The organism is Desulfoluna butyratoxydans (assembly GCF_900699765.1).
Lineage (GTDB): Bacteria > Desulfobacterota > Desulfobacteria > Desulfobacterales > Desulfolunaceae > Desulfoluna > Desulfoluna butyratoxydans.
This window is the reverse complement of record NZ_CAADHO010000007.1, coordinates 151,181-173,771: the sequence shown is the minus strand read 5'-3', so window position 1 is coordinate 173,771 and position 22,591 is coordinate 151,181. Positions and strand designations below refer to the sequence as shown.

The 22,591-nt window shown below is 57.4% G+C and carries 19 protein-coding genes; 6 read left to right on the top strand and 13 right to left on the bottom strand.

What is annotated here, in order from left to right; translation table 11 throughout:
- Positions 1–202 precede the first annotated feature (202 nt).
- Positions 203–1,549 (top strand): alanine/glycine:cation symporter family protein, encoded by a 1,347-nt coding sequence (locus tag MSL71_RS18770; RefSeq protein WP_180143349.1) that lies wholly within the window; start codon positions 203–205, stop codon positions 1,547–1,549.
- Between the two features lie 89 nt (positions 1,550–1,638).
- On the opposite strand, the gene MSL71_RS26975 is transcribed toward MSL71_RS18770, so the two are convergent.
- Positions 1,639–1,890, bottom strand: coding sequence for a DUF3179 domain-containing (seleno)protein (locus MSL71_RS26975; RefSeq protein WP_425484441.1), 252 nt, complete (start codon positions 1,888–1,890; stop codon positions 1,639–1,641).
- A 6-nt stretch (positions 1,891–1,896) separates the two neighbouring features.
- Complete coding sequence (locus MSL71_RS26970) at positions 1,897–2,274, bottom strand: DUF3179 domain-containing (seleno)protein (protein WP_180143345.1); 378 nt, start codon at positions 2,272–2,274, stop codon at positions 1,897–1,899.
- A gap of 328 nt (positions 2,275–2,602) precedes the next feature.
- Here MSL71_RS26970 and MSL71_RS18755 point away from each other — a divergent pair, with 328 nt between their 5' ends.
- A complete protein-coding gene (locus MSL71_RS18755) occupies positions 2,603–2,989 on the top strand; it encodes a hypothetical protein (protein WP_180143343.1) in 387 nt (128 codons plus the stop codon).
- Positions 2,990–3,047: 58 nt separating this feature from the next.
- Here the strand turns inward: MSL71_RS18755 and MSL71_RS18750 are convergent, their stop codons facing one another.
- The 10 genes from MSL71_RS18750 to hisD form a co-directional block, all read right to left on the bottom strand.
- Positions 3,048–3,671 carry an arylesterase gene (locus MSL71_RS18750; RefSeq protein WP_180143341.1) on the bottom strand — a complete coding sequence of 208 codons (624 nt, stop codon included), beginning with the start codon at positions 3,669–3,671 and terminating at the stop codon, positions 3,048–3,050.
- A 217-nt stretch (positions 3,672–3,888) separates the two neighbouring features.
- Positions 3,889–4,524, bottom strand: coding sequence for a GntR family transcriptional regulator (locus MSL71_RS18745; protein ID WP_281374535.1), 636 nt, complete (start codon positions 4,522–4,524; stop codon positions 3,889–3,891).
- A 259-nt stretch (positions 4,525–4,783) separates the two neighbouring features.
- Positions 4,784–5,536, bottom strand: a complete 753-nt coding sequence (gene cuyB, locus MSL71_RS18740; RefSeq protein ID WP_180143337.1) for a cysteate racemase — start codon at positions 5,534–5,536, stop codon at positions 4,784–4,786.
- A gap of 175 nt (positions 5,537–5,711) precedes the next feature.
- Positions 5,712–6,713 carry a D-cysteate sulfo-lyase gene (gene cuyA / locus MSL71_RS18735; protein WP_180143334.1) on the bottom strand — a complete coding sequence of 334 codons (1,002 nt, stop codon included), beginning with the start codon at positions 6,711–6,713 and terminating at the stop codon, positions 5,712–5,714.
- 108 nt (positions 6,714–6,821) lie between these two features.
- Positions 6,822–7,202, bottom strand: a complete 381-nt coding sequence (locus MSL71_RS18730; RefSeq protein ID WP_180143332.1) for a RidA family protein — start codon at positions 7,200–7,202, stop codon at positions 6,822–6,824.
- 117 nt (positions 7,203–7,319) lie between these two features.
- Complete coding sequence (locus MSL71_RS18725) at positions 7,320–8,603, bottom strand: TRAP transporter large permease (protein WP_180143330.1); 1,284 nt, start codon at positions 8,601–8,603, stop codon at positions 7,320–7,322.
- 12 nt (positions 8,604–8,615) lie between these two features.
- On the bottom strand, positions 8,616–9,164 hold the full coding sequence (locus tag MSL71_RS18720; protein ID WP_180143328.1) for a TRAP transporter small permease: 549 nt from the start codon (positions 9,162–9,164) through the stop codon (positions 8,616–8,618).
- A gap of 83 nt (positions 9,165–9,247) precedes the next feature.
- A complete protein-coding gene (locus MSL71_RS18715) occupies positions 9,248–10,243 on the bottom strand; it encodes a TRAP transporter substrate-binding protein (protein ID WP_180143327.1) in 996 nt (331 codons plus the stop codon).
- 739 nt (positions 10,244–10,982) lie between these two features.
- Positions 10,983–12,191, bottom strand: a complete 1,209-nt coding sequence (locus tag MSL71_RS18710) for a DegT/DnrJ/EryC1/StrS family aminotransferase (protein WP_180143325.1) — start codon at positions 12,189–12,191, stop codon at positions 10,983–10,985.
- Positions 12,192–12,284: 93 nt separating this feature from the next.
- Positions 12,285–13,595, bottom strand: coding sequence for a histidinol dehydrogenase (gene hisD / locus MSL71_RS18705; protein WP_180143323.1), 1,311 nt, complete (start codon positions 13,593–13,595; stop codon positions 12,285–12,287).
- A gap of 1,106 nt (positions 13,596–14,701) precedes the next feature.
- Between hisD and MSL71_RS18700 the strand changes: the two genes are divergently transcribed.
- The 3 genes from MSL71_RS18700 to MSL71_RS18690 all read left to right on the top strand — a co-directional run bounded on the left by MSL71_RS18700 (position 14,702) and on the right by MSL71_RS18690 (position 20,049).
- Positions 14,702–16,048 carry a uroporphyrinogen decarboxylase family protein gene (locus MSL71_RS18700; protein WP_180143321.1) on the top strand — a complete coding sequence of 449 codons (1,347 nt, stop codon included), beginning with the start codon at positions 14,702–14,704 and terminating at the stop codon, positions 16,046–16,048.
- A gap of 214 nt (positions 16,049–16,262) precedes the next feature.
- On the top strand, positions 16,263–18,008 hold the full coding sequence (locus MSL71_RS18695; RefSeq protein ID WP_180143319.1) for an ASKHA domain-containing protein: 1,746 nt from the start codon (positions 16,263–16,265) through the stop codon (positions 18,006–18,008).
- 1,045 nt (positions 18,009–19,053) lie between these two features.
- Entirely contained in the window at positions 19,054–20,049 is a 996-nt protein-coding gene (locus MSL71_RS18690) for a TRAP transporter substrate-binding protein (RefSeq protein ID WP_180143317.1), read from the top strand.
- 395 nt (positions 20,050–20,444) lie between these two features.
- On the opposite strand, the gene MSL71_RS18685 is transcribed toward MSL71_RS18690, so the two are convergent.
- Positions 20,445–20,807, bottom strand: a complete 363-nt coding sequence (locus tag MSL71_RS18685; RefSeq protein ID WP_180143315.1) for a hypothetical protein — start codon at positions 20,805–20,807, stop codon at positions 20,445–20,447.
- Between MSL71_RS18685 and MSL71_RS18680 the strand changes: the two genes are divergently transcribed.
- The gene (locus tag MSL71_RS18680) at positions 20,790–22,187 is read left to right on the top strand and encodes a trimethylamine methyltransferase family protein (protein WP_180143313.1); all 1,398 of its coding nucleotides are present in this window, start codon (positions 20,790–20,792) and stop codon (positions 22,185–22,187) included. The genes MSL71_RS18685 and MSL71_RS18680 overlap by 18 nt on opposite strands.
- Positions 22,188–22,591: the final 404 nt, after the last annotated feature.

The following is a 22,591-nucleotide window of genomic DNA, read 5'->3' as shown; positions in this document are numbered from 1 at the left end:
GACAGGCTCTCCGCCCGCCCACCTCACATATTTCATTTCTCTATTCCATGCGAGAAGTTAACACTCCGGCCCCCTGCCTTCTGATAACTTCTTTTTCTCCCTGCGGGCTGTGAAGCCGCCATGGCTAAGGCACCATATATCCCGGACGGGAGGCACCGCCCGGTGCATATAGGCAATCTCACACCACCACTGGAGGAATTTTATGGAGAACTTTATCGGGTTACTGAACAAAATTGATAGCATTATCTGGGGCGTCCCCCTGCTTGTCCTGCTCGTGGGCACAGGGCTGTGGCTGACCATCTCCCTTCGGGGAATTCAGTTCACCACCCTGCTTCACTCCCTCTACCTGGCCCTTGTCAAACGCAGGGAAGAAGGAGATGAAGGCGACGGTGACATCTCCCACTTCCAGGCCCTGATGACGGCACTCTCCGCCACTGTGGGCACCGGTAACATCGCGGGTGTGGCCACGGCCATCGCCGTGGGCGGCCCCGGCGCCATGTTCTGGATGTGGGTTACCGGCCTGGTGGGCATGGCCACCAAATACGCCGAGGCCGTTCTCGCCGTGAAATACAGGGAAAAAGACGAAAACGGCAACATGTGCGGCGGCCCCATGTACTACATCTCCAACGGCCTCGGATGGAATTGGATGGGGGTTCTTTTTGCCCTGTTCGCCTCCATTGCCGCCTTCGGCATCGGCAACATGGTCCAGTCCAACTCGGTGGCCGATGCGGTGCACGCCACCTTTAACATCCCCGTAGGCGTCACCGGCGTTATCCTCATGATCTTCGTGGGCCTTGTGGTCATCGGCGGTATCAAGAGCATCGGCAAGGTCACCAGCGTGCTGGTTCCCATCATGATCGTCTTCTACATTGTCGGCTCCCTTATCATCCTCGTTCTCAACGCCAAGGCCATCCCCTCGGCCCTGACCCTGATCATCACCCAGGCCTTCAACCCCACGGCCGCCACCGGCGGGTTCCTTGGCGCGGGCGTCATGCTGGCCATCCGCATGGGCGTTGCCCGCGGGGTCTTCTCCAACGAATCCGGCCTCGGCAGCGCGCCCATCGCGGCCGCCGCAGCCCAGACCAAGCATTCCGTTACCCAGGCCCTGGTCTCCATGACCCAGACCTTCATCGACACCATCATCGTCTGCTCCATGACCGGCCTGGTCCTGATCATCACCGGCACCTGGTCCAGCGGCAAAAACGGGGCCGAGCTCACCACCTTCGCTTTTCAGGGCGCCCTGCCCGGCGGGGGCCTCATTGTTACCATCGGCCTCATCCTCTTTGCCTACTCCACCATCCTCGGCTGGTGCTATTACGGCGAGAAATCCATTGAATACCTTCTCGGCGAAAAAGCCATCATGCCCTACCGCGTGATCTTCGTGATCTTTGTGGGTATCGGGGCCACCCTGAAGCTCGACCTGGTATGGACCCTGGCCGACATCTTCAACGGGCTCATGGCCTTCCCCAACCTCATCGCCCTTCTTGCCCTGACCCCCGTCATCATCAGCGAAACCCGGGACTACTTCGACAACCATTACAGGAAGTAGCCCTTAAAGGCCCCTGCAACAAAAAAACCCGTCCCCTTTCAAAGGGGACGGGTTTTTGTTTTTTGTACTGCCCGAAGACGCCATCCGACTCAATCGGCGATCCGGGTCTTTGGGTGTGCCTTTTCCCACAGGTACCATGAGGTGTCCTCATGGCCGATCTCCGGGAGCCGCTTACCGGCATGGGGCCCGTCGATGGCCAGGAGCCCCTTTCCATCGGGGTACCACAGGCTTCGGCTCTCCTTGTCATAAAGGACAAAGGTGTCCCCATAGGTCCACCCCGAAGGGGCAAGGGTCAGGGGCTCCCCGTCCAGTTCTCGGCTGTACACAGCCGACAGGTCCACGAGGGGTCAGTATGCCGCCGCAACCCAGGCATCTTTCAATTGGGTATTCAGGATCTCATGGAGCGACAGGATCCTTACCGAAACAGCCCGGGCATCCTCATCCGAACCAAAGCCGATGACCCTCTCCCGGTCCCGGACATCAGCCGGTGCCGAGGAGAAAGCCCTCTCATCCAGGGGAACGATGGCATCCTTTCCAATGCCGTATTGGAACTTGTCCGGCTCAAAGCCCAGGGTCTCGGCGTGGGTCACCTCCCACCGGTCTCCCAGGCGGTCCACGATCCACACACGGTCTCCCCTGCGCTCCACCTGTGCCGCCCATGCCGGGGCACTCCATATAAGCAGGGCCAGCACAAGGGCCCATGCACGTTTCCATCTGATGTTCATTGCAAGCCTTCCTTTGCCCGATTCCGGGCGCATCATACGACCAGTATACCATGGGGTACCCTGCCCGGTCACCTGAGGGCAAAGCTTATCAGGGTCAATGCATTTAAAAAATCAGTTGCCTCCGGCGGGTCGCTTTTTGAAAAAAGCTCCGCAAAAACGTTCCAATAAGCGCCTTAATAAAAGAAAAGGGGCTATGCCCTGCAAGGGACGCACCCTCAGAAAACAAAACCTGTTTGTCTAACTTTTCAACAGTTTGGCCACCGGAGGCTGCCATCCTAACCTGAAAAACTGCCAAGAACGCCCCTGCCTCCTGTGATACACTGAGACCATGGAAAACAAACCCACATACGAAGAGCTGGAAGCCAAGGTCCGCAGCCTCACTGCCATGCTTGAGGATGAAGGCCGCGTGGTGCAATGGGAGGTCCTGGGGCACCTGGCCCTTGCCTGGGACCGGGACGGCCCCCCGGGAATCGTCGAAAACCGGGACCTGGCAGAAGCCCTGGGCCTGGGCAAAGCGGCCATAGCCGTGGCCTTGAAACAGCTGTCCACCCTGGGTATTACCGACCACGACACCATGGGGTATGCCTCGTACCTGACCCAGGAAGGCTACGACATCGCCAAACGACACGACCGCACCGTCCCCATCGAGGAGCAGATAACAAAGGCAAAAGGGGGAAGGATCAAAGGGAGGTGGGGGAAAAAGGCTAAGGGCTAAGGGCTAAGGGCTAAGGGGATGGTGGATTTGAAAGGCGCAGCGCACAAGGGATAAAAACTCAGGGAGCGAGATAGGGTTTGAGGGCCTTGAAAAAATGGTCTGCCATGATGCCGTACCCTTTGTCGTTGGGGTGGATTCTGTCGCTCATGAGGCCGGGCTTGCCCAGAATACCCTCGAAGATGTCGGGCACCAGCACCGCGCCCATGGCGTCGGCTGTCTCCCGGTACCCCGCGCCAAAGTCGCGCCCCCAAAAAGGGATGTCGATGCCTCCCAGGATCACCATGGCCCCACTCTCTTGAAGCACCCCGATGATGGACGCCAGGTTTTGAAAGGCCTGATTCCTGTCCACCCCGTTTTTCAGGTCATTGCCCCCAAGGGTGATGAGCACGATGCCGGGATCGTATCCCACCACATCATCAAGCCGCGCCATGGCGCTTTGGGTCGTCTCCCCGGGGACACCGAGGTTGATGACCTCCCGCCCGATACGCGCCGAGAGCTGGTCAGGATAGGAACCGCCTTGCCCGGCGCCGGTCCCGGAGGTGAGGCTGTCGCCGAATGCCACGATGGTGTGATTAACGGGAGGGGCGTTGCGGATGGACCGATGCGTGCCCGGCCTGCGAAGAGACCAGACAACGGCAACAAGAATCAAAACGATGGCAATGGAGAGGATGCGTTTGTTCATGGCCGCCCTCAGTCAGGGCCGCCCCAGGGCAACCCGTTCAGCACATCTGTACAAAGGAAAATCTGGCACCGTCAGAAAAAAGCGGTTCGGCAGACACAGCGAAGACAAAAACACTCAAACGCTCTGCGCTATGCCGCCTTCTCTCAAGCGCAGCGATTCAGAAGCGGCTGCCGCCCACGAGCCCCGAACACGCGTCAGGGGCGTCCGTGATGGCAGATTAAACGGGCTTTCGAATGAGACGGGAAAAAGAGCGTTCCACCACCTCAAGGCCGCTTCGGATGTTGCTCTGGAGTACGGAGCGGACCTGCTCCTCATCCTTGGCCTTGATGGCCGCAAGGATCTGACCGTGTTCGAAGGAGAACTTGTGGCAGTCGGTGATCTCCTGACGGTAGAGGTTGAGAAAGGTCTCCACGGATTCGATGAGCTTATAAACGATGGAGCAGAGGTGGGGAAGATTGGACGCCTCGTAGATGGTCTTGTGAAACTGGCGGTCCAGGGTGTAAAAATCGGCGTCCACGCTGGCCATGCGGCTGTGAAGCTCTTCGAGTTCGGCGATCTTTTCGGGGGAGATGTTGTGCATCGCCTCCACGGCGAGCTGGGATTCAAGATCCACGCGCATATCGAAGATAATGGCAATCTCCTTGCGCGAAGGCGGGCTGGCCACCACGGCGCCCTTATAGGGAATGTTCTTCACCAGGCCAGATCGGTCAAGGCGCATCAACGCTTCCCGGATGGGCCCTCTGCCGATGCCCAACTCCGTTTCAAGGTCCGACAGCACGAGCCGGGTGCCGGGCAACTTCACACCCGTAAGAATCATATCACGAATCTTTTCATAAGCCACAAGGGACTTCATCGAAGATACATTGTTGTCCAAAGTCTTTTCTCCTGCCAGTCGGAATCTTAAAGTACGCGACGTAAGTAAAACAAATAAAAGGGGGCGCTGCCCGAAACAGGCGGCCCGGGAAAACAGGTTACTCCTCAGGGAGCAGTTTGCCCCGCCGCTGGAAACGCGGCAAACGACAAGGGTGTGTGAAAGGGTCGCAAGGGCAAGATAGATTGCGTCAAACTCTCCTTTTTAACACACCCTTGTTTATTTCGTACAGCCCTCTTTGTCAAGGCGCGGATAGCTCGGTATGGGGCATCTTCCCTTCACGGGCAACCGCCACAATCTCCCGGGCAAGAACATCGGCTGCATCCACGCTGCGGATGGGCAGCTCGCCCCCGCCGATGATGCCAAGTTCGGTGCACCCGAGGATACCGACTTCAGCGCCCTTGGACGCCAGGTGGGCACAAATGTCCGAAAAGTCCTGCCGGACTTTGTCCCCGGTCTCGCCGGCCTTGACACGACGGATCACCCCCAGGAGCTGATCCTGAACCGGTGCGTCGGGGTAAACCACATCCACGCCACGTGCGGCAAACCGGGTCTCATAGAGTTTCGTGATCAGAACGGCCGTGGAGGCAAGGACCCCCGCCTTTTTGATACCCGGGTTGCTGGTCACCACTGTCTCCACCACAAGGTCCACCAGATGGACCACGGGAATGGAGACCGCATCGGCCACATTGTAATAATAGTGATGGGCCGTGTTGCAGGGAATCACGAGAAAATCGGCTCCCCAGGCCTCGAGGCGCTTGCCCATGTCGGCCATGCAGGGCCCGGGATCTTCCCCGTCCCCGTCGATGATGGCCTTCATGCGTGAAGGCACCTTGGGGTTGTTGTCCACGATGCATCGAAGGTGATCGACATCATCCAAAGCAGGGGTCAGGGCGATGATGCGCTGCATCAGGTCAACCGTCGCTTCAGGCCCCATGCCTCCCAGGATTCCCGGAATTTTCTCCGCTCCGGGCTGCTGACACGTTTTTTCCATCTTGTCTCCCAAAGACCGGATCGGCCGATTGCCAGCCATCCGGCATCACGTCGTATGGTGTCCCATACAAACCAAAGCCCCATAAACGAAATGCCGGGACGGCCCAAAGCCGCCCCGGCAGGAAAAGCACAGGCTGCACACTGATCCTCTAAGGAGCAGTGGTCATCCTAACACGCTACGCACGGAAAGTGTCGAGGTATGCGTAGAGGGCGGGGGAACCGCCGGTGTGCAGGAACAGCACGTTGGAACCTTCGGGGAAGGCGCCTTTGCGTACGAGGTCAATGAGACCTGCGGCAACTTTACCGGTGTAGACGGGGTCGAGGAGGATAGCTTCCTCGGCAGCGAAGAGCTTCACTGCTTCTACCATGGCATCGGAGGGTACGGAGTAGCCGGGGCCAACGTACTCGCCGTAGCACTTAACAGCGTCACGCTCAACGCCGCCTTTGATGCCCAGCAGCTCAGCAGTTTCCTGGGCCAGCTTGTACACATTAGGCTCCTGATCGGCTGCAGGCTTGGATACGTCGATACCGGAAACGGGGATGTTGGCGTTGGTGCCGGTCATACCGACAACCATACCGGCGTGGGTACCAGCGGAACCGGAGGGAACAACCACGTGGTCGATCTTGAGGCCCATGGTGTTGAGCTGGTCCATCATCTCTTCGGCACATGCGGCATAACCCAGGGCGCCGATGGCGTTGGAAGCACCGCCGGGGACGATGTAGGGTTTTTTACCGGCAGCTTTGAGCTCGGCTGCGGTTTTTTCCATTTCAGCCATCATGTCGGAACCACCCTCAACAACACGCTTGGTTTTAACGCCGAGCAGTTCGAAGAGGAAGTTGTTGCCGCTGCCGTCTTCTTTGTAAGTGCCTTTTACGCGTTCTTCGAGGACGAGGTGGCACTCGAGGCCTTCTTTGGCAGCCCAGGAAGCAGTCAGACGGCAGTGGTTGGACTGGATGGCACCACAGGTAATGATGGTGTCAGCACCCTTTTCCAGAGCGTCGGCAATGCAGAAGTCAAGCTTACGGGTCTTGTTGCCGCCGGAAGCACCGGGGAGCAGGTCGTCACGCTTGACGAAAAGGTTCACTTTGCCGCCGAGGGCTTTGCTGAGGTTTTTCATGGGCTCAATGGGAGTCTGACCCTGGAGGTAACCACGACGGGGAAATTTAGTGAAATTCATTTTCGTTTAGTCCTTACTAATAAGTAATGAATATTTACCGGATCTATCTGCAAGGTCCGTCAGTCGGGCGAGATGAACACCATCGTCGCCCGAAACTCTTTTTTCGTTTTACAGTGCGATGATCGCTTCGACTTCGATATCGGCGCCCAGGGGCAGCGCAGCAACCTGGAAGGCGCTGCGAGCGGGGAAGGGCTCGGGGAAGTACTCGGCGTAGACGGCGTTTACCGCCTGGAAATCAGCGATGTTTGCCAGGTACACGGTGGTCTTCACGGTCTTGGCAAGGGTGGTGCCGGCTTCTTCAGCGATGGCGGCCAGGTTCTTGAAAGAAGCATGGGCGCGCGCTTCGATGGAGCCTTCGGGCATTTTGCCGGTGGCAGGGTCGATGGGAAGCTGGCCGGAAGTAAAGAGAAGTCCACCGGCAACCACTGCCTGGGAATAAGGACCGACTGCGGCGGGCGCATTGTCCGTATGAATTGCTTTTTTGCTCATGGTTTACTCCATGTTTCACGTGCGTCCGCATAAGTCTGCGTAAACACGTTTTGGTTGCACGTTATATATAGGCGCCGACCGAGTCGGCGCGTGTTGTCACAGAAAAGGCCCGGTGGATTAGAATCCCATGGCCCGGGGCAGCCACATCACGATGGAGGGGCAGTAGGCCATGATGAGAATCACACCGATGGTAATTGCGCAGAAGGGAAGAGCCTTCACCGAGATCTCTTCCAGCGTCACCCCTCCGATACCGGAGGCGATGAACATGTTCTCTCCCAGAGGCGGTGTGGAGAAACCAACGCCGCAGCAGCAGACCAGAACGATACCGAAGTGGATGGGGTCCACGCCGAGGCCGGTCATGATGGGCAGAAGAACGGGGGTTACCAGCATGATGATGGCCAGGGTCTCCATGAACATCCCCATGAAGAGGAGGAAGAGAACGACCAACAGCCAGATAACATGGACGTCGGAGGTCACGGAGAGCAGCAGCTCGGCAATCATGTCGGGAATGCGGTACTGAACCAGGAGGCGACCGAAGGCGTAAGCGGTGAACATGATCACAAGCACTCGACCGGTAAGCCAGCTGGTGGTTTCAAGGGACTCCATGAGTCCTTTGATGGTGAGCTCCTTGTAGATGAAGATGCCCACGAAAAGCGTGTAGAAGATGGCCACAATGGCTGACTCGGTGGGGGTAAACATACCGGAGTAAATACCGCCGAGAATAACCACGGGCGCCAGGATGGACCAGAAACCTTCCTTCACGGTTTTGCCAACGTGCCTTAAAGAGAGGCTGGGCATGCCCTGGCCGTACCCTTTGCCGCGGCAACGGAACACATGAACGATGATCAGGCCCACGGAGATGAGAAGGCCGGGCACAACGCCCGCCATGAACATCTCGGTAATGGATTCCTGGGCAGTAACGCCATAGATAACCATGGGGATACTGGGGGGAATGATGATGCCCACACCGCCGGATGCGGCGGTGGCAGCCGATGCGTAGCCGGGATCGTACCCGCGCTTGATCATGGCCGGAATCATGAGCATGCCCACAGCCGCTGTCGTGGCAGGGCCGGAGCCGGAAATCGCACCGAAAAAGATACAGGCCAGGGTGGTGGAGATGGCAAGGCCGCTGTCAAGGGACCCGACCATGGACTCGGCCACCTTCACGAGTCGACGTGAGATGCCCGCACTCTCCATCAGCGCTCCGGAGAGCACAAAGGCCGGAAGGGCCATGATGGGGAACTGGTTGACCGAAGAAAATGCAACCTGTACGAGGGTAGAAAGGTCCTGACCTACCGTAAAGAAAGCCGCCATGGCTGCCACACCGAGTGACACCATGATAGGCGCGCCCATAAAAAGCAGAGCAGCGAAAGAAATGAACAGAATACCTGCAGCCGACATGTCCTTTTCCTCCTAAGACTTTTCTGCTTCAGAGAGCATTTTTTGGGTTTCCTCAAGATCCACGGAATCAACATCCTTGATTTCGATTTTGAGAATGTACTTCATGATGTCCACCTGAATGATTCGAATGGTCATCAGGGCAAAGCTGATGGGAAAAATCCAGTAGACATAGGCCATGGACCATTCAAGGGCGGGAGAATGAAAGGGAAACTCGGTCAGATCTCGAATGACCTCGATACTCTTTTTGATCATCACCACGTTGAAACAGACCCAGATCAGGTCTGTCACGATCATCGCAACATCCTGCGCCACCTTGGGAAGCAGCTTGAACTGAATCATCACGCGGTTGTGAGCTGCCAGTCGAGCTGCATAGGCTGCGCCGAAAAAGACGAACCAGACAAACGCAAATCGGGAAATCTCTTCACTCCAGGGAATAACGTAGTTGAAGCAGACTCGAAGAGCGATCTGAAGAAAAAGAATGACAACAAAGAAGCTAAGTAAAATCTGGCATACATAGCTTTCAATATTATCTAAAAATTTAAGCAAGCGCTTTGCAAACATGGGGCCTCATCTCCTCACCCGGTTGAGCTCCGGGCGGCAAAAGGGATCGTAGAGTCCCTTTTGCCGCCTTTTCTAATCAGTTACTACTGCTTACCGAGAGCCTTGAGAACCAGGTCGACGTTCTCTTTGCCACCGATGAAGTCGTAGTACTCAGGCCATACTTTTTCGATGGCCAGTTTTTTCCACTCGGCTTCGTCTTCGAGAGTGCTGACTTCAACACCACCCTTGATCATGCCCTGCTTGGCATGCTCAGCTTCGAGAATCTGGAAAGCGATGCAGTACTGCTGCGCTTCGATACCGGCACGGGTGAGGATGTTGCGGGTTTTCTCGTCGTACTTCTTCCAGGAACGCTCGCCCACGATGAGGGGCTGCAGGGAGTACTGGTAGTGTACTTCGGTCAGGTAATCCTGAACTTCATGGAACTTGGTGGTGTAGTTTACGATGTAGGGGTTTTCCTGACCGTCGACTACACCCTGCTGGAGGCCGGTGAAGGTCTCAGACCAAGCCATGGGCACGGGGTTCGCGTCCCAGGACTTGAGGGTTGCCATGATGATTTTGTTCTGGGGGATCCTGATCTTGAGGCCCTTCACGTCTGCAAGCTTCTTGACGGGACGCTTGGAGTTGGTGATGAAGCGGAAGTTGGAGTAGGTCCAACCCAGAATACGGAAACCGCCCTTTTTGATGGCCAGCTCGTTCCAGTGAGCACCGAGACCGCCGGTGGTTGCCTGGATAGCGTCGTAGTGGCTTTCAATAAGGTAGGGCATGGTGAGGGTACCGAGCTGCTTTACGAAAGGTACGGCGTTACCGACACCGATGAAGGCCATATCAAGGGTACCGCGACGAGAGTTCTGGAGCATCTCGGTCTCGGTTCCAAGTGCGCCGTTGGGGAACAGCTGAACTTCGATTTCACCTTCGGAAAGGGACTCGACAAGCCATTTGAACTGCTTGGCCATGGCTCCCTGGTCCGATTCGATGGCATCGCCCATACCCACTCGGAAAATCTGCTTGGCGGATGCACCCTGAACGGTCATCACCATGGCGAGAACTGCGATGGCGGTGATACATAATTTCCTGAACATCACTTCCTCCTAACTTCGTTGTGTCAAAGGTTCCGCCACCCTTCCCTGGAGGCCGGAGCTCAACTTACACATATCAAATGTATACATTTGACATATACAGAGTAATCCGGTCCCTGGACCCCAATGAAGGAGACGGGTCCCCTGTTGCCAGGGGACATCTTCGCATGCGGGCCACCCCCGCACGCAAAACGTGACATGCTGAGTCTCAGCTGGCAAGCGTTTTGTTACCGTTTTTTACGCCGTGGGCTGTGCATGCTGTGGTGAATCACGCAGTGCCCTTAAAAACGGAGACGGGAAACAACCCATTCCAACTTCGCCTGCACGACCCGCCCCTTTCGGGGAGGCCGCTTTCAATTTACATGCTGCCCCCGCCCCTTGCTGAGGGATCGAGACATCATCAACCATGATGCTGCCGCATGACGGGTGCCATCTCATATGGCGCTTGCGCAATCGCCATGGTCTCTGTCGGTCTGGCCACTGACTTCGGGGCCGGGCGGCAGAAACGTGTGGACGGTACCCTTATATGAAGCTGAGGCGGCTCATTTCCCCCTAAAATCCAGGGGGCGCCGTGTGGCCCTTGAAGGGCCCCACATCTCCGCATCAGCATGCAAAAAACTCAATCACCGGATCCTCAGACATTCAACCGAGCAAGGATCACGCATCCACCCTTCTTTATTCAAAAGCAAATTTAGGACAGGAGGGGCGAAGGGGGGAGCCCTTCCTGTCCCACACTGCTGATCTAAGAGAGGGTCTCTTCGGCAACATCCCGAAGAATCTCTACAATCAGCCGACAGTCGTCCAGATCAAAGGTCAGGGGTACCCGCATGTCGCACATAACGGCGAGAACGCGGTTGGTCTCTTTGAGTTCCGGAAGATTGCCGAAGTATTTCCAGCTCCCGTAGGCGCTGGTAAATCCAACGGGTTCTGAATCACCGAACCATTTCAACTCCACACCGCGCTTCAGGGCGGCTGCCAGGAAGTTGCGGATGGTGGTCTCGTTCTGGCCCACAAGGGAGAACTGAATGGAGCTTCCCACGTAGGTCTCTTTTTCAGGACGCTTGGGACAGGTCACCCCGGGGATTGAATTGAATCCCTCTTCAAGGACCTGGTACCTCTCGTTCCAGCGCTTGCACTGGTTGTCCAGATCGCGCAGCTGGAAGCGAAGCAGGGAAGCCCGGAGGTTGTCCATGCGGCTTGAATAGTTGGGGGTGAGCTTTTTGACCTTTTCGAACACCTCCATGCCGGGACGCGAGGTGTGCTTCTCGTAAAGCATGTAGGAACCGGAATGGATGATGGCGCGGGCAATGACATCGGGATCATCGGTGGTCAGCAGACCGCCTTCCCCGGAGTTCATGTGCTTGTAGGTCTGGGTGCTGAAGCAGCCCACTTTGCCGAAGGAGCCGGACTTCTTGCCGTCCCAGTACGCTCCCATGGTGTGAGCGCAGTCCTCGATGAGAACCAGTCCGTGCTTTTCACAGATCTCCATCAGGCGATCCATGTCGGTGAGGTGACCGCGCATGTGAGAAATGAGGAACCATTTCACATCGGGATCAGCCGCTTTTTTCTCCAGATCCACAAGGTCGATGGTGTAATCGTCGGTGATCTCCACCAGGACGATTTCGGCACCGGCGTTGTGGATGGCACCGGGAACCGGAGCCAGGGTGTAAGCGTTGCAGAGGATCTTGTCTCCGGGCTCGACCCCAACGCTCTTCAATGCGAGGTACATGGCCATGCCGCAGGAGGCGCAGGAGAGGCAGTACTTTGCACCCATATAGGCTGCAAACTCCTCTTCAAGAAGAGCGGCTTCGCCCTTCTCACCGGCGCTGACATTGTAACGGTGAAGTTTGCCCGTGCGCATGATCTCCACGGCACGTTCGATGGACTCTTCACTGATGGGTTCCTGCTGAGTAAATTCCTTGGTAAACCGTTTGACGGATGCGTTTCCCATGCGACCTCCTGAATATCTCAAAATCAGGGGCGGGAAGCGAGCCGACGCTCCCCGCCCCATATCGTCTACCATCGGCGCAAAGCCGAACAGACCTTAGTACTTGGTCTGGTTGTACACTTCAAAATCCCACTCTTCGTTGGGGAAGAACTTGCGCAGACGCCAGTCGCAAGCACGGGCGTGGCCTTCCATACCTTCCACTCGGGAGAGACGGGAAGCAGCACCGCTGACAACCTTGTTGGCCTCGGGCTTGATCTCCTGGTAGGTCATGATCTTCAGGAACTTGTGTACGTTCAGGCCACCGGACATGTAACCGGCCTTCTTGGTGGGAAGGATGTGGTTGGTGCCGGAGCACTTGTCGCCCTGGGGTACGGTGGACCCTTCGCCGAGGAAGAGTGAACCGTAGTTGGTAAGACGCTGGGTCCACCAGTCGAGGTCTTCGGCCATAACCTGTACGTGCTCGGAAGCGTACTGATCGCTGACCTTGGCAACCTCTTCACGGTCTTCGCACAGAACGATCTCACCGAAATCCCTCCAGGAGGTGGCGGGGGTATCGGGGTCGGGCATGTCGGCGATGACTTTGGGCATCAGCTCGTTGACCTTTTCGGCCAGCTCGCGGCAGTCGGTGTGGAGCCATACGGGGGAGTCGAGGCCGTGCTCTGCCTGGGATACCAGGTCGATGGCAACGGTCATGGGATCGGCGGTCTTGTCGGCGATCACAGAAGACTCGGTGGGGCCGGCGAAAACGTCGATGGCGCAGCGGCCGGTACCGGCCAGGATGGCTTTGGCTTCAGCAACAAAGGCGTTGCCGGGGCCTACGAGGATGTTGGCGGGTTTGCCGGAGAAGAGACCGAAGGCCATGGTGGCGATGGCCTGAACACCACCCATCTCGATGATGATATCGGCGCCGGCAAGTTCCATGGCGTAAACCACGGCAGGGGCGATGCTCTCACCACGGGGGGGGGAGCAGGCAACAACGGTTTTTACGCCGGCAGCCTTGGCAGTGGCAACACTCATGATGGCGGAACAGGCGTGGGCGAAACGACCGCCGGGAACGTAGCAACCGGCGACTTCCATGGGGATGACCTTCTGGCCGAGGCGAACGCCTTCGAGGGTCTCTTTCTCGAATTCAACGATGCTCTCACGCTGAGCCTTGGCAAAACCGAACACCTGGTCGTAGGCAAACTGGAGGTCGTCCTTAACACGCTGGGGGACCTGGGCGATGAGGGCCTGCTTCTTCTCCTCGGAAAGGATGAAGTCACCTTCCCAGTTGTCGAATTTTTTGGCCAGTTCGCGAACCGCTTCTTCGCCGCGGGCCTCAATGTCCTTGAGGATCCCTTCAACGATGACGCGCTTCTGGTCGCTTACTTCTTCAAAGCTGAGTTCTGCTTTTTTAATGTACTCCATTGCAAAAAATCTCCGTAAGTAGATCGCTTTGTATATTGGATGTCAGAAATTTCCCGTCGGTATGAAGTAAATTAGCCAGGCCAGATGAACATTGTCAATGATTTTATAAAATCTTTTTAAAAATTTCTTTAAACTTTCGTTAAAACATTTTGATCAGCTTTAAAATCCGAACGAAATATCCGCAATAGATCCAAATAGATGCTACCGACATGCTAAACGTTCCCTCACCCGTACGGCGGTTGTCCGAACACGAAACAGCGATCCACGTTCCATTTCCGGTCCGGGCCACGTCCCATTGCCCACAGGAGCAACAGCGCTAGAGGAACATCATACCACATGGCCCACCCACCACATATATTTAATGGTATAAGAGAAGAGGCTTTCTATATTATAGAAAGCTATGCAACAAATTCCCACATTATAGAGCAGGCATCAAGGAGAGATGCTTTCCTCAACCCTTCCCTGTGGGCCGATACGCCCTTGCGGACATTTCCGGCACATTTTTTGAATATCCCATAGACAAAACATTGCCGGCCCAATTCCACGGGAAACGCAAAACGGCCCGGACATGTGAAGGGGCCCCTGGGACAAACCCACGGATAGCAAAGCCGTCCAGGGCCCATTGCCGATTCCGGCGGGGACACACCCTGCGCCCCCACGGAGCCATTCTGTCAATGCACAGCGGCAGCGGCATGGCACGCCGGCATCGAAATAGTTCGAATATTTCGAAACGCCCCTACCCTTCCACCGACAGTCGGTTGCGGGGCAGGCCCTCACCGAGGGGCCGGCGGCACATGTACTCAAACAGCCAAACAGGAGCAGATAATAAGCAGGACAAAACCGACAACAAAAAGGAGATGTTCAGTAAAACAGCCACACCCCGCGACATCAAGATGCCGCACAACCCCTTAAAGATTTGCGTAAAATATTTTATAAAAAACGTTTTAACATTTTGTTGAATTTTTTTCATAAAAGAACTTGACGACCCACATAAAAAGCTCCATAAACTTAGTCAAACGAGCCGAGGGAACATTTTCAACCACCCGCCCATCGGCATCGGATGTGACCAAAAAAAGCCAACACGTTTAGATTTCAGGAGGTGTAGTATGGACGGCAAATCTCTCATCTTAAAAGCACTCAACCACGAAGAGGTTCCCCGCACACCCTGGGTCCCTTACACAGGGGCCCAGATCGCAAACCTCAAAGGGTATGCTGCCGATGAAATTTTCAAAGATGTCGACAAACTGGTCGAATGCCTTCTGGAAGCTGAAGCGCAATACGCACCGGACGGACTGCCCGTGATGTTTGACCTGCAGGTGGAAGCCGAGATCCTCGGATGCGACCTCAAGTGGTACCCCAACACCCCTCCCACGGTCTGCAGCCATCCCCTTGCAAACGATTTTACCGTCCCCACACAGCGCCTGACCAAAGAAGACGGCCGCATCCCCATCATTATGGAGGCCACCAGGCGCCTCAAGGAAGCCAAGCCCAACATCGCCCTCTACGGCCTGGTCTGCGGCCCCTTCACCCTGGCCTCCCACCTTCGGGGCACCAACATCTTCATGGACATGTACGACCAGCCCGAAAAGGTCAAAGAGCTCATCAACTACTGTGAAGAGGTGGTCAGCGAATACGCGGGCTTTCTCATGGACGCGGGATGCGATGTCATCGGCGCCGTAGACCCCCTGGTCTCCCAGATCTCTCCGGCCTCCTTTGAGCAGTACCTGACCGAGCCCTTTTCCGCCTTCTTTGCCAAGGTCCGCGAACGCCAGGTTCCCTCCAGCTTCTTTGTCTGCGGCGATGCCACCAAAAACATCCCGGCCATGTGCAAGACCTGCCCGGACGCGGTTGCCATCGATGAGAACGTGGACATCGTGGAGGCCAAGAAGGTCACCGACGAACACGGCATCCTCATCTCCGGCAACCTTCAGCTCACAATCACCATGCTCTTCGGCACCCAGCAGGACAACCAGCAGGCCGCCATCGACCTCATGGACGCCCTGGGCACCAAAGACTTCATCCTCGCCCCGGGCTGCGACATGCCCTTTGGCGTTCCCCCGGAGAACATCGTGGGCGTGGGCATGGCTGTCCACAACAAAGAGGCGGTGCGCAAGGCCCTTTCCACCTACATCAAAAAAGACGAACTCCCGGAAGTCGAGCTGCCCGACTACGACAGCCTGGACCACGTCCTCATCGAGGTGGTCACCATCGATTCCCAGACCTGCGCCGCCTGCGGGTACATGGTGGCATCCGCCAACGCCGCCGCCGCCCCCTTCGGTGACAAGGTCAAGGTGGTGGAGCGCTCCATCATGTATCCTGAAAACGTGGCGTTCATGAGCAAGATCGGTTTGGCCAACGCACCGGCCATGCTCGTTCACGGCGAAATCAAGCACATCTCCCTGATTCCCACCAGCGAGACCTTGACCGCTGAAATCAAGGCAGCTATGAAGTAACCTGACCACGCCGCGGGAGGCCATGCGCCTCCTGCGGCGACCGCGATTGTTTCGCTTAAACCGACCGACGGGTGGCGCACCGGAAAAGCCCGAAGCCCCGCACCACCCGCACAACGCAAGGGCATTCTCCATCCCAAGCCCCACACCCTCTCCACCGTGGCCGTTTCCGACCGAGAATCCCGCCCAAGGACCTTGTGTCCCCAGGAATACGACCATGACCGTTACCATCACCGTCACCCACGATAAAAAAGAGACCGCCCTTGAGGTCCCCGAAGACAAACCCCTTGTCGCAGCCCTGCGGGAAGCCCGGCTCATCGTGGCCCCTTGCGGCATCGGCAAATGCGGAAAGTGCAAGATCATCTGCCACACCGACCCCACGGACGAAGAGCGAAGCCTCTTAACGCCCATGGAGCTGGAGGCCGGTATCCGCCTTGCCTGCTACACCTGGCCCGAAGAGGGCATGCACATCACCGTTGCGGACCGACAGAACCTCAAGGTCCTGACCCGCTTTCGAACGGAAAGCTACGACCATGTGCCCGTCCTGACCAAGCGCCCGTTCCAGGCAGAGGCCCCGGCCATCCTGGATCAGTCCCCGGACCTGGACCGCCTCATGGCCGCCGCAGGCGCCAAGGCCCACGCCCTGCCCCTGGCCCAGCTGTGCACACTCCCTGATTTTCTCCGCCGCCACGGGTTCGCCGGACAGGCCGTCCTCCACGGCGAGACCCTGGTGGGCGTCAGCGACGAAGAGAGTCACCTGGGCCTCATCGTGGATATCGGAACCACCACGGTTGCGGCCATGCTCGTGGACCTGAACACCGGAAGCACCGTGGGTGTCAGCGGATCCCACAATGCCCAGGCCCCCTTCGGCGCCGATGTGATGACCCGCATCCAGTACAGCATGGAACACGGCACCGAGCCCCTCACCACCGCCGTTACAGACCAGCTCAACACCCTTTTGGCAGGACTCCTTTCCGGGGCAGGCGTCAGGGACGTCAGCCTCATCGCCCTGGCAGGCAACACCACCATGATGCACCTGCTCTGCGGCATCTCCCCGGAGTTCATCAGCAAGGCCCCCTTTATCCCCGCCACCTTAAACGGGATGCACATGCCCGCCCGGGACCTGGGCATCCTCTCCGACGGCCGTGCCTTCCTCCTTCCGGGGGTTTCCGCCTATATCGGGGCCGACATCGTCGCCTCCCTTCTGGCCACCGGGGCCATTGGCAAGGAAAAGACCTTCCTGCTGGCCGACATCGGTACCAACGCAGAAACGGTCCTTTACGCCAACGGCATCTGCTATGCCTGCTCCGCTGCGGCCGGGCCCTGTTTTGAAGGTGCCAACTTAAGCTGCGGCATGCCGGGCCAGCCCGGCGCCATCGACTCGGCGTTCAAAACCGACCAGGGCGTCGGGGTCACCGTCATTGACGACCGCAAAGCCACAGGGATCTGTGGCTCCGGTGTCATCGACACCATCGCCCTGCTCCTGGAGGAAGGCGCCATGGACCCCACGGGACGACTTCAGGCAACAGGCCCCCTGGCCGATAGCATTGACGGAGAGAAAAACGAAATCCGCCTTCACCTCACCCCGGAGGTGGCCCTCACCCAGAGAGACATCCGGGAGGTTCAGCTGGCCAAGGCCGCGCTCCGGGCCGGCATCGAGATTCTCATGCAGGAGGCGGGCATCACCTGCGAAGACATCGATACCCTCTACCTGGCCGGCGGCTTCGGGTCGGCCATCCACCCGGAGAGCGCCGCGCGCATCGGCATGATCCCCCACGGGCTCCTCAACAAAATATCGGTGCTGGGCAACGCGGCCTCCTTCGGCGCCCTTCGCTATGTCACCGAAGCCAGGGCCGTTGAGACAGCCGATGCCATCCGAAAAAACACCCGTCACATCGAGCTGTCGGCACACAAGGGATTCAGCGGCGAGTACATGAACCGCATGGTCTTTGTCGAGGATTAGGGCTATGCCCTAAAATAATACATAACGATACTCCGCCTCAAATTCGGTATGTGTCGAAGCAGCGATCAAAAAATCATGCTGAGGACTTATGGGATGATCCCGTCATGTATAGTTTATTCTTGGCATGGCCCTTAAGTTCCCCCGGTGCACACACCCCCATCTTCCAATGCACACCAAGCGCGACCCGCTGAGCAAACCCGGCCCCTTCCAGGAGGCCGGGTTTCTTGTTTCCTTCCCAGCCCGAAACCCGTCACTGCCATGCGGCTCACCCCATGACAAAAAACGGCACGCAAAACACACCGGGCACCTCCCCCGCCATGGGTTCCCAGCATTTCCTCCCCCGGAAAGCCACCGGGTTTCAAAATGAACATAGGGGTGTTTCGAAATAGTAGAAGAATTGCTACATCAAGGATTACCGATCCTTAACCCGGCCTGGGGGCAGATTTAGAAAACCCGCGCGCCCATGGCCCCTCCTCACCACCCGGCCCACGAGGTACGCTGCGCCCGAAACCCTGTTTTGCCTCATATTCACCGTCGCCTCCCATGACCGTGGCCGGGAACTGTCAAACCCGACCTCACCCGACACACCCGTACGATGGACAAATAATGTTCCCCTGGTACGGATATTGCTCATTATCAGGCTATCCATTCAGAAGGACGCCGGGCCATTCACCTTCCGGCAACGGCCCTTTCGCTTGCGGCGCACTCAACGAAGATTCAACGCACGCAGGCGCTGATGGTCAGGTTCGGTTGGCACGCCAGCCCGATTCGCCATCGTTTTGCTGCATCCACACTGCCCGTGATGCACGCCACCACAAAACGATCTTCGAATCCGGCTGTTCAGCTTTCTGAACTTTTTCTACCCTTCCTGTGTGCGGGGCTGGCCCGCACGGGAAGACGTCCCTGGCATTCCAGGGACAGGAGGCCTTTTTCCGGAAGTCCGGACTCCCCGGCACGCACCCAGGCAAGATGCGTGAATGAGGTGCCTGGAATCAGCCGGTTCCCCGGTAAGGCAATGAGTCAACAACTACGTTAGGAGGAAGTGATGTTCAGGAAATTATGTATCGCTGCCATCGCAGTATTCGCCATGGTCATGACCGCACAGGGTGCATCCGCCAAACAGGTTATCCGGGTCGGCATGGGTGATGCCCCGGATTCGGACCAGGGGTACGGTGCCCGGTTCTTTAAGCAGGCGGTGGAGTCTGAGTCCAATGGTGAAATTGAAGTGCAGCTTTTTCCGGGGGGCCAGCTCGGCACGGAAACCGAAATGCTTCAGAACGTCCGTCGCGGGACCCTTGACCTCTGCTATGTGGGTATCGGCAACGCCGTACCCTTTGTCAAAGAGCTCGGCACCCTGACCATGCCGTACCTCATCGAGAACCACTACGATGCCATCAAGGCAACCACCGGCGGCCTTGCCACCCACTGGAACGAACTGTGTACCAAAAAAGGCGGATTCCGCATCCTGCACTGGGGATATTCCAACTTCCGTTTCATCACCAACTCCAAGCAGCCCGTCAAGAAGCTCGCGGACATCAAGGGGATGAAGATTCGAATTCCCCAGAACAAAATCCTCATGGCCACCTACAAGTCCTGGGGAGCCAACCCTGTTCCCATGGCCTGGTCTGAAACCTTCACCGCCCTGCAGCAGGGCGTTGTTGACGGCCAGGACAACCCTTACATCGTTAACTACACCTCCAAGTTCCACGAAGTTCAAAGCTACCTGACCGAGGTGCACTACCAGTACTCCCTCCAGCCCATGCTCGTGGGAGAGCGCACCTGGAAGAAGTGGGACGCCAAAACCAAAGAGCTTATCGCCCGTGCGGCCCAGGAAACCCAGCAGTACTGGATCGCCTACCAGATCCTCGAAGCAGCCAATGCCAAAGAGGGCATGATCAAAGGCGGTGTTGAAGTCAGCACCCTCGAAGACGAAGCCCAGTGGAAAAAACTGGCCATGGAAAACGTATGGCCCGAGTACTACGATTTCATCGGCGGCAAAGAGAACCTGGACATGGTCCTCAAGGCCCTCGGAAAAAAGTAACCCACTGAAGATGATGTGCGGCCGGGGCCTTGCCCGCAAGGCCGCCCTCCTGCCGCACAACCCATCCTGACCACAGGGGGGAGAGCCCATCTCCCCCCTCCCTTTTTTTCTCCTCCCCCTTTCATACGTCCCCCGAAGCGGATGCGCCTTGTCCCACCCTGCACCCGAAGCCCCTTTTATCCGCCGTTGAGCCCCCTTGGCCCTTTCCTCTTTTTCCATTGTCGCCAAGATGTTCGAACACCCATTTCTGGCATGGTTGTTGCTCATATAAAATAGTCAAACACCAAGGGAACGCCGAGCCCGTCATAAAGGAAAAGAGAGGGCTTCGGTCATCCCGGCGGCAGCAACCGGCCGAAGGCACGTAAACACTGGAAAAAACGAGCGTCGACCCCCGATCAGAGCAACACAGGGCCGGCGCAGCCCATCCAGCGAGCCACGGCGACCATGGGAGACAGATTCGAGTTTGTAGTAAAACTTCGAAACTTTTCAACTCCCCCCATACGCACCACCGGGAAGACCCTTTCGGATGAACCGGAGCCAGCAGGAGTAAGGAACAGACCGCCAACGAAGCCGGTGGTTCCCGCAGCCTGGATCCGACTGCGAACTTTTATAAAAAAGACGTTCATCAGCGCGGCAATGGCGACAACGCCCCAGAAGGCTGAAACACCCCGCGCACCACTTGAGGAGGAGGTTGTTTTTAAATGCTGAAATCCAACAGATTCAGACTTGCGGACGATGAGATGCTCGACCAGATCCACGAAGCCACCGTGGAGGTCCTTGAGACCTGCGGCGTGGACTTTGAAGATGAAACCGCCCGCCAGATCATGAAGGACGGGGGATGCGAGGTGGACGGATGGCGCATCAAGATCCCCCGCGCCATCCTTGAAAAGACCATCGACCAGGCCCCCAGCTCCTTTATGTTTCACGGCCGCAACGAAGAGAAATCCTTCCTGGTGGGTGAAGGCCAGACCCGCCCCCACACCGACCCCAGCTTCGGTGCGGTGCGCATCCACGACATCAAGACCGGCTACCGCGACTGCACCATGGACGACCTGACCAAATTCTTCACCCTCATTCAGTCCAGCGACATCTGTGATATCGGGGGCGGGTGGCCCGTGGAACCGGCGGACATTCCCGAGAAAAAGCCCCACCTGCACGTCTTCCGGGAAATGGTCCGGCACACGGACAAGCCCCTTCGCAGCTTTGTGGGAACCACCGAAGAGGTCCGGGAGTACTTTGAACTCTTTGAAATCGCCAAGGGAGAAAAGGGTTACCTGGACACCCACACCTGCATGTTTGCCAGCATCAACCCGGTAAGCCCCCTCACCTACGCCGCCTTTCCCCTGCAGACCATGATCGAGCACGCCAGGAAAAAGCAGGCCATCTGCACCCTGACCTGCGCCATGAGCGGCATCTCCGCCCCCATGAGCATCATGGGCGCGGCGGTCATGCAAAACGCCGAGATGCTGGCCGGCAACGTCCTGCTCCAGCTCGTGAACCCCGGCACCCCCTACATCATGGGCCCTGCGTCCTGCCGACCGGACATGAAGTCCGGACTCTACGCCAACGGGTCTCCGGAAGCCAACATGATCAACGGCCTCAGCATCCAGATGGCCGTGGAGCGCTACAAGATCCCCGTGCGCATCATGGCAGGCATCACCGACGCCAAGGTGGTGGACGCCCAGGCAGGCATGGAGACCATGCAGACCCTCATTCACGCCGTCATGGCCGGTGCCCACTGGATCCACGGCTGCTTCGGATCCCTGGACTCCCTGAACGCCACCTCCTTTGAAAAAATCATGCTCGGAGAGGAGGCCTTTTCCAGGGTCCTCCGCCTCCTGGAGGGCCTCAGGGAGTGGGACAAGGACACCACGGTCTCGGAGATCGTCCATGCGGGCCCGAGGGGCACCTACTTCATGGAGCCCACCACCGTGACAAACTTTCGAAACACCTGGCGCCCCACGGTTTCCACCCAGGAGGCCTACCAGAACTGGGCCGACGCCGGCGCCAAGGATTTCAGTACCATGGCCCGTGAACGCTGGGAAAAACTCCTTGCCGAGGCCCCGGAAAGCCTCCTGGACGCAGACCGGGAAAAGGCGGTCAACGCCTTTGTGGAGGGCAAGCTCAGCGAAGCATAGGGAGCCCGTCGGCAACGGGCAGCACCCATGCCCACTATCGAGCCCCCGGTGTTGGCCACCCCGACACCGGAGGGCAGGACACCCCGACGGCTGACGATATTGGGGGCCCTTGAGGGCCCCCAATATCCCCACAACAAGCAAAGAAAGATCAACGGATCAGCAATTTTTACATTGCTATTACTCATATACATAAACCGTTGATATACGGTGAGTTGCATGCTTCGAATTCCAAATTTAAAAAACAAAAAAATATCTCTTTTGAGTAACGAATTGCTTGACAAGAAAACGAGGATTATTTTATAAAATCCTTCATAAAAAACAAACCGTCCCCGAGGGGCGGCAACCCAACGCCATCACGTGAGAAGGAGCCCGGCATGGACCCTCCGGCCAGCCCCTTCGCCTTC

Coding starts and splice junctions, on each gene's coding strand:
- MSL71_RS18770 (WP_180143349.1), top strand. CDS start 203: ATGGAGAACTTTATCGGGTTACTGAACAAAATTGATAGCATTATCTGG.
- MSL71_RS26970 (WP_180143345.1), bottom strand. CDS start 2,274: ATGAACATCAGATGGAAACGTGCATGGGCCCTTGTGCTGGCCCTGCTT.
- MSL71_RS18755 (WP_180143343.1), top strand. CDS start 2,603: ATGGAAAACAAACCCACATACGAAGAGCTGGAAGCCAAGGTCCGCAGC.
- MSL71_RS18750 (WP_180143341.1), bottom strand. CDS start 3,671: ATGAACAAACGCATCCTCTCCATTGCCATCGTTTTGATTCTTGTTGCC.
- MSL71_RS18745 (WP_281374535.1), bottom strand. CDS start 4,524: ATGAAGTCCCTTGTGGCTTATGAAAAGATTCGTGATATGATTCTTACG.
- cuyB (WP_180143337.1), bottom strand. CDS start 5,536: ATGGAAAAAACGTGTCAGCAGCCCGGAGCGGAGAAAATTCCGGGAATC.
- cuyA (WP_180143334.1), bottom strand. CDS start 6,713: ATGAATTTCACTAAATTTCCCCGTCGTGGTTACCTCCAGGGTCAGACT.
- MSL71_RS18730 (WP_180143332.1), bottom strand. CDS start 7,202: ATGAGCAAAAAAGCAATTCATACGGACAATGCGCCCGCCGCAGTCGGT.
- MSL71_RS18725 (WP_180143330.1), bottom strand. CDS start 8,603: ATGTCGGCTGCAGGTATTCTGTTCATTTCTTTCGCTGCTCTGCTTTTT.
- MSL71_RS18720 (WP_180143328.1), bottom strand. CDS start 9,164: ATGTTTGCAAAGCGCTTGCTTAAATTTTTAGATAATATTGAAAGCTAT.
- MSL71_RS18715 (WP_180143327.1), bottom strand. CDS start 10,243: ATGTTCAGGAAATTATGTATCACCGCCATCGCAGTTCTCGCCATGGTG.
- MSL71_RS18710 (WP_180143325.1), bottom strand. CDS start 12,191: ATGGGAAACGCATCCGTCAAACGGTTTACCAAGGAATTTACTCAGCAG.
- hisD (WP_180143323.1), bottom strand. CDS start 13,595: ATGGAGTACATTAAAAAAGCAGAACTCAGCTTTGAAGAAGTAAGCGAC.
- MSL71_RS18700 (WP_180143321.1), top strand. CDS start 14,702: ATGGACGGCAAATCTCTCATCTTAAAAGCACTCAACCACGAAGAGGTT.
- MSL71_RS18695 (WP_180143319.1), top strand. CDS start 16,263: ATGACCGTTACCATCACCGTCACCCACGATAAAAAAGAGACCGCCCTT.
- MSL71_RS18690 (WP_180143317.1), top strand. CDS start 19,054: ATGTTCAGGAAATTATGTATCGCTGCCATCGCAGTATTCGCCATGGTC.
- MSL71_RS18680 (WP_180143313.1), top strand. CDS start 20,790: ATGCTCGACCAGATCCACGAAGCCACCGTGGAGGTCCTTGAGACCTGC.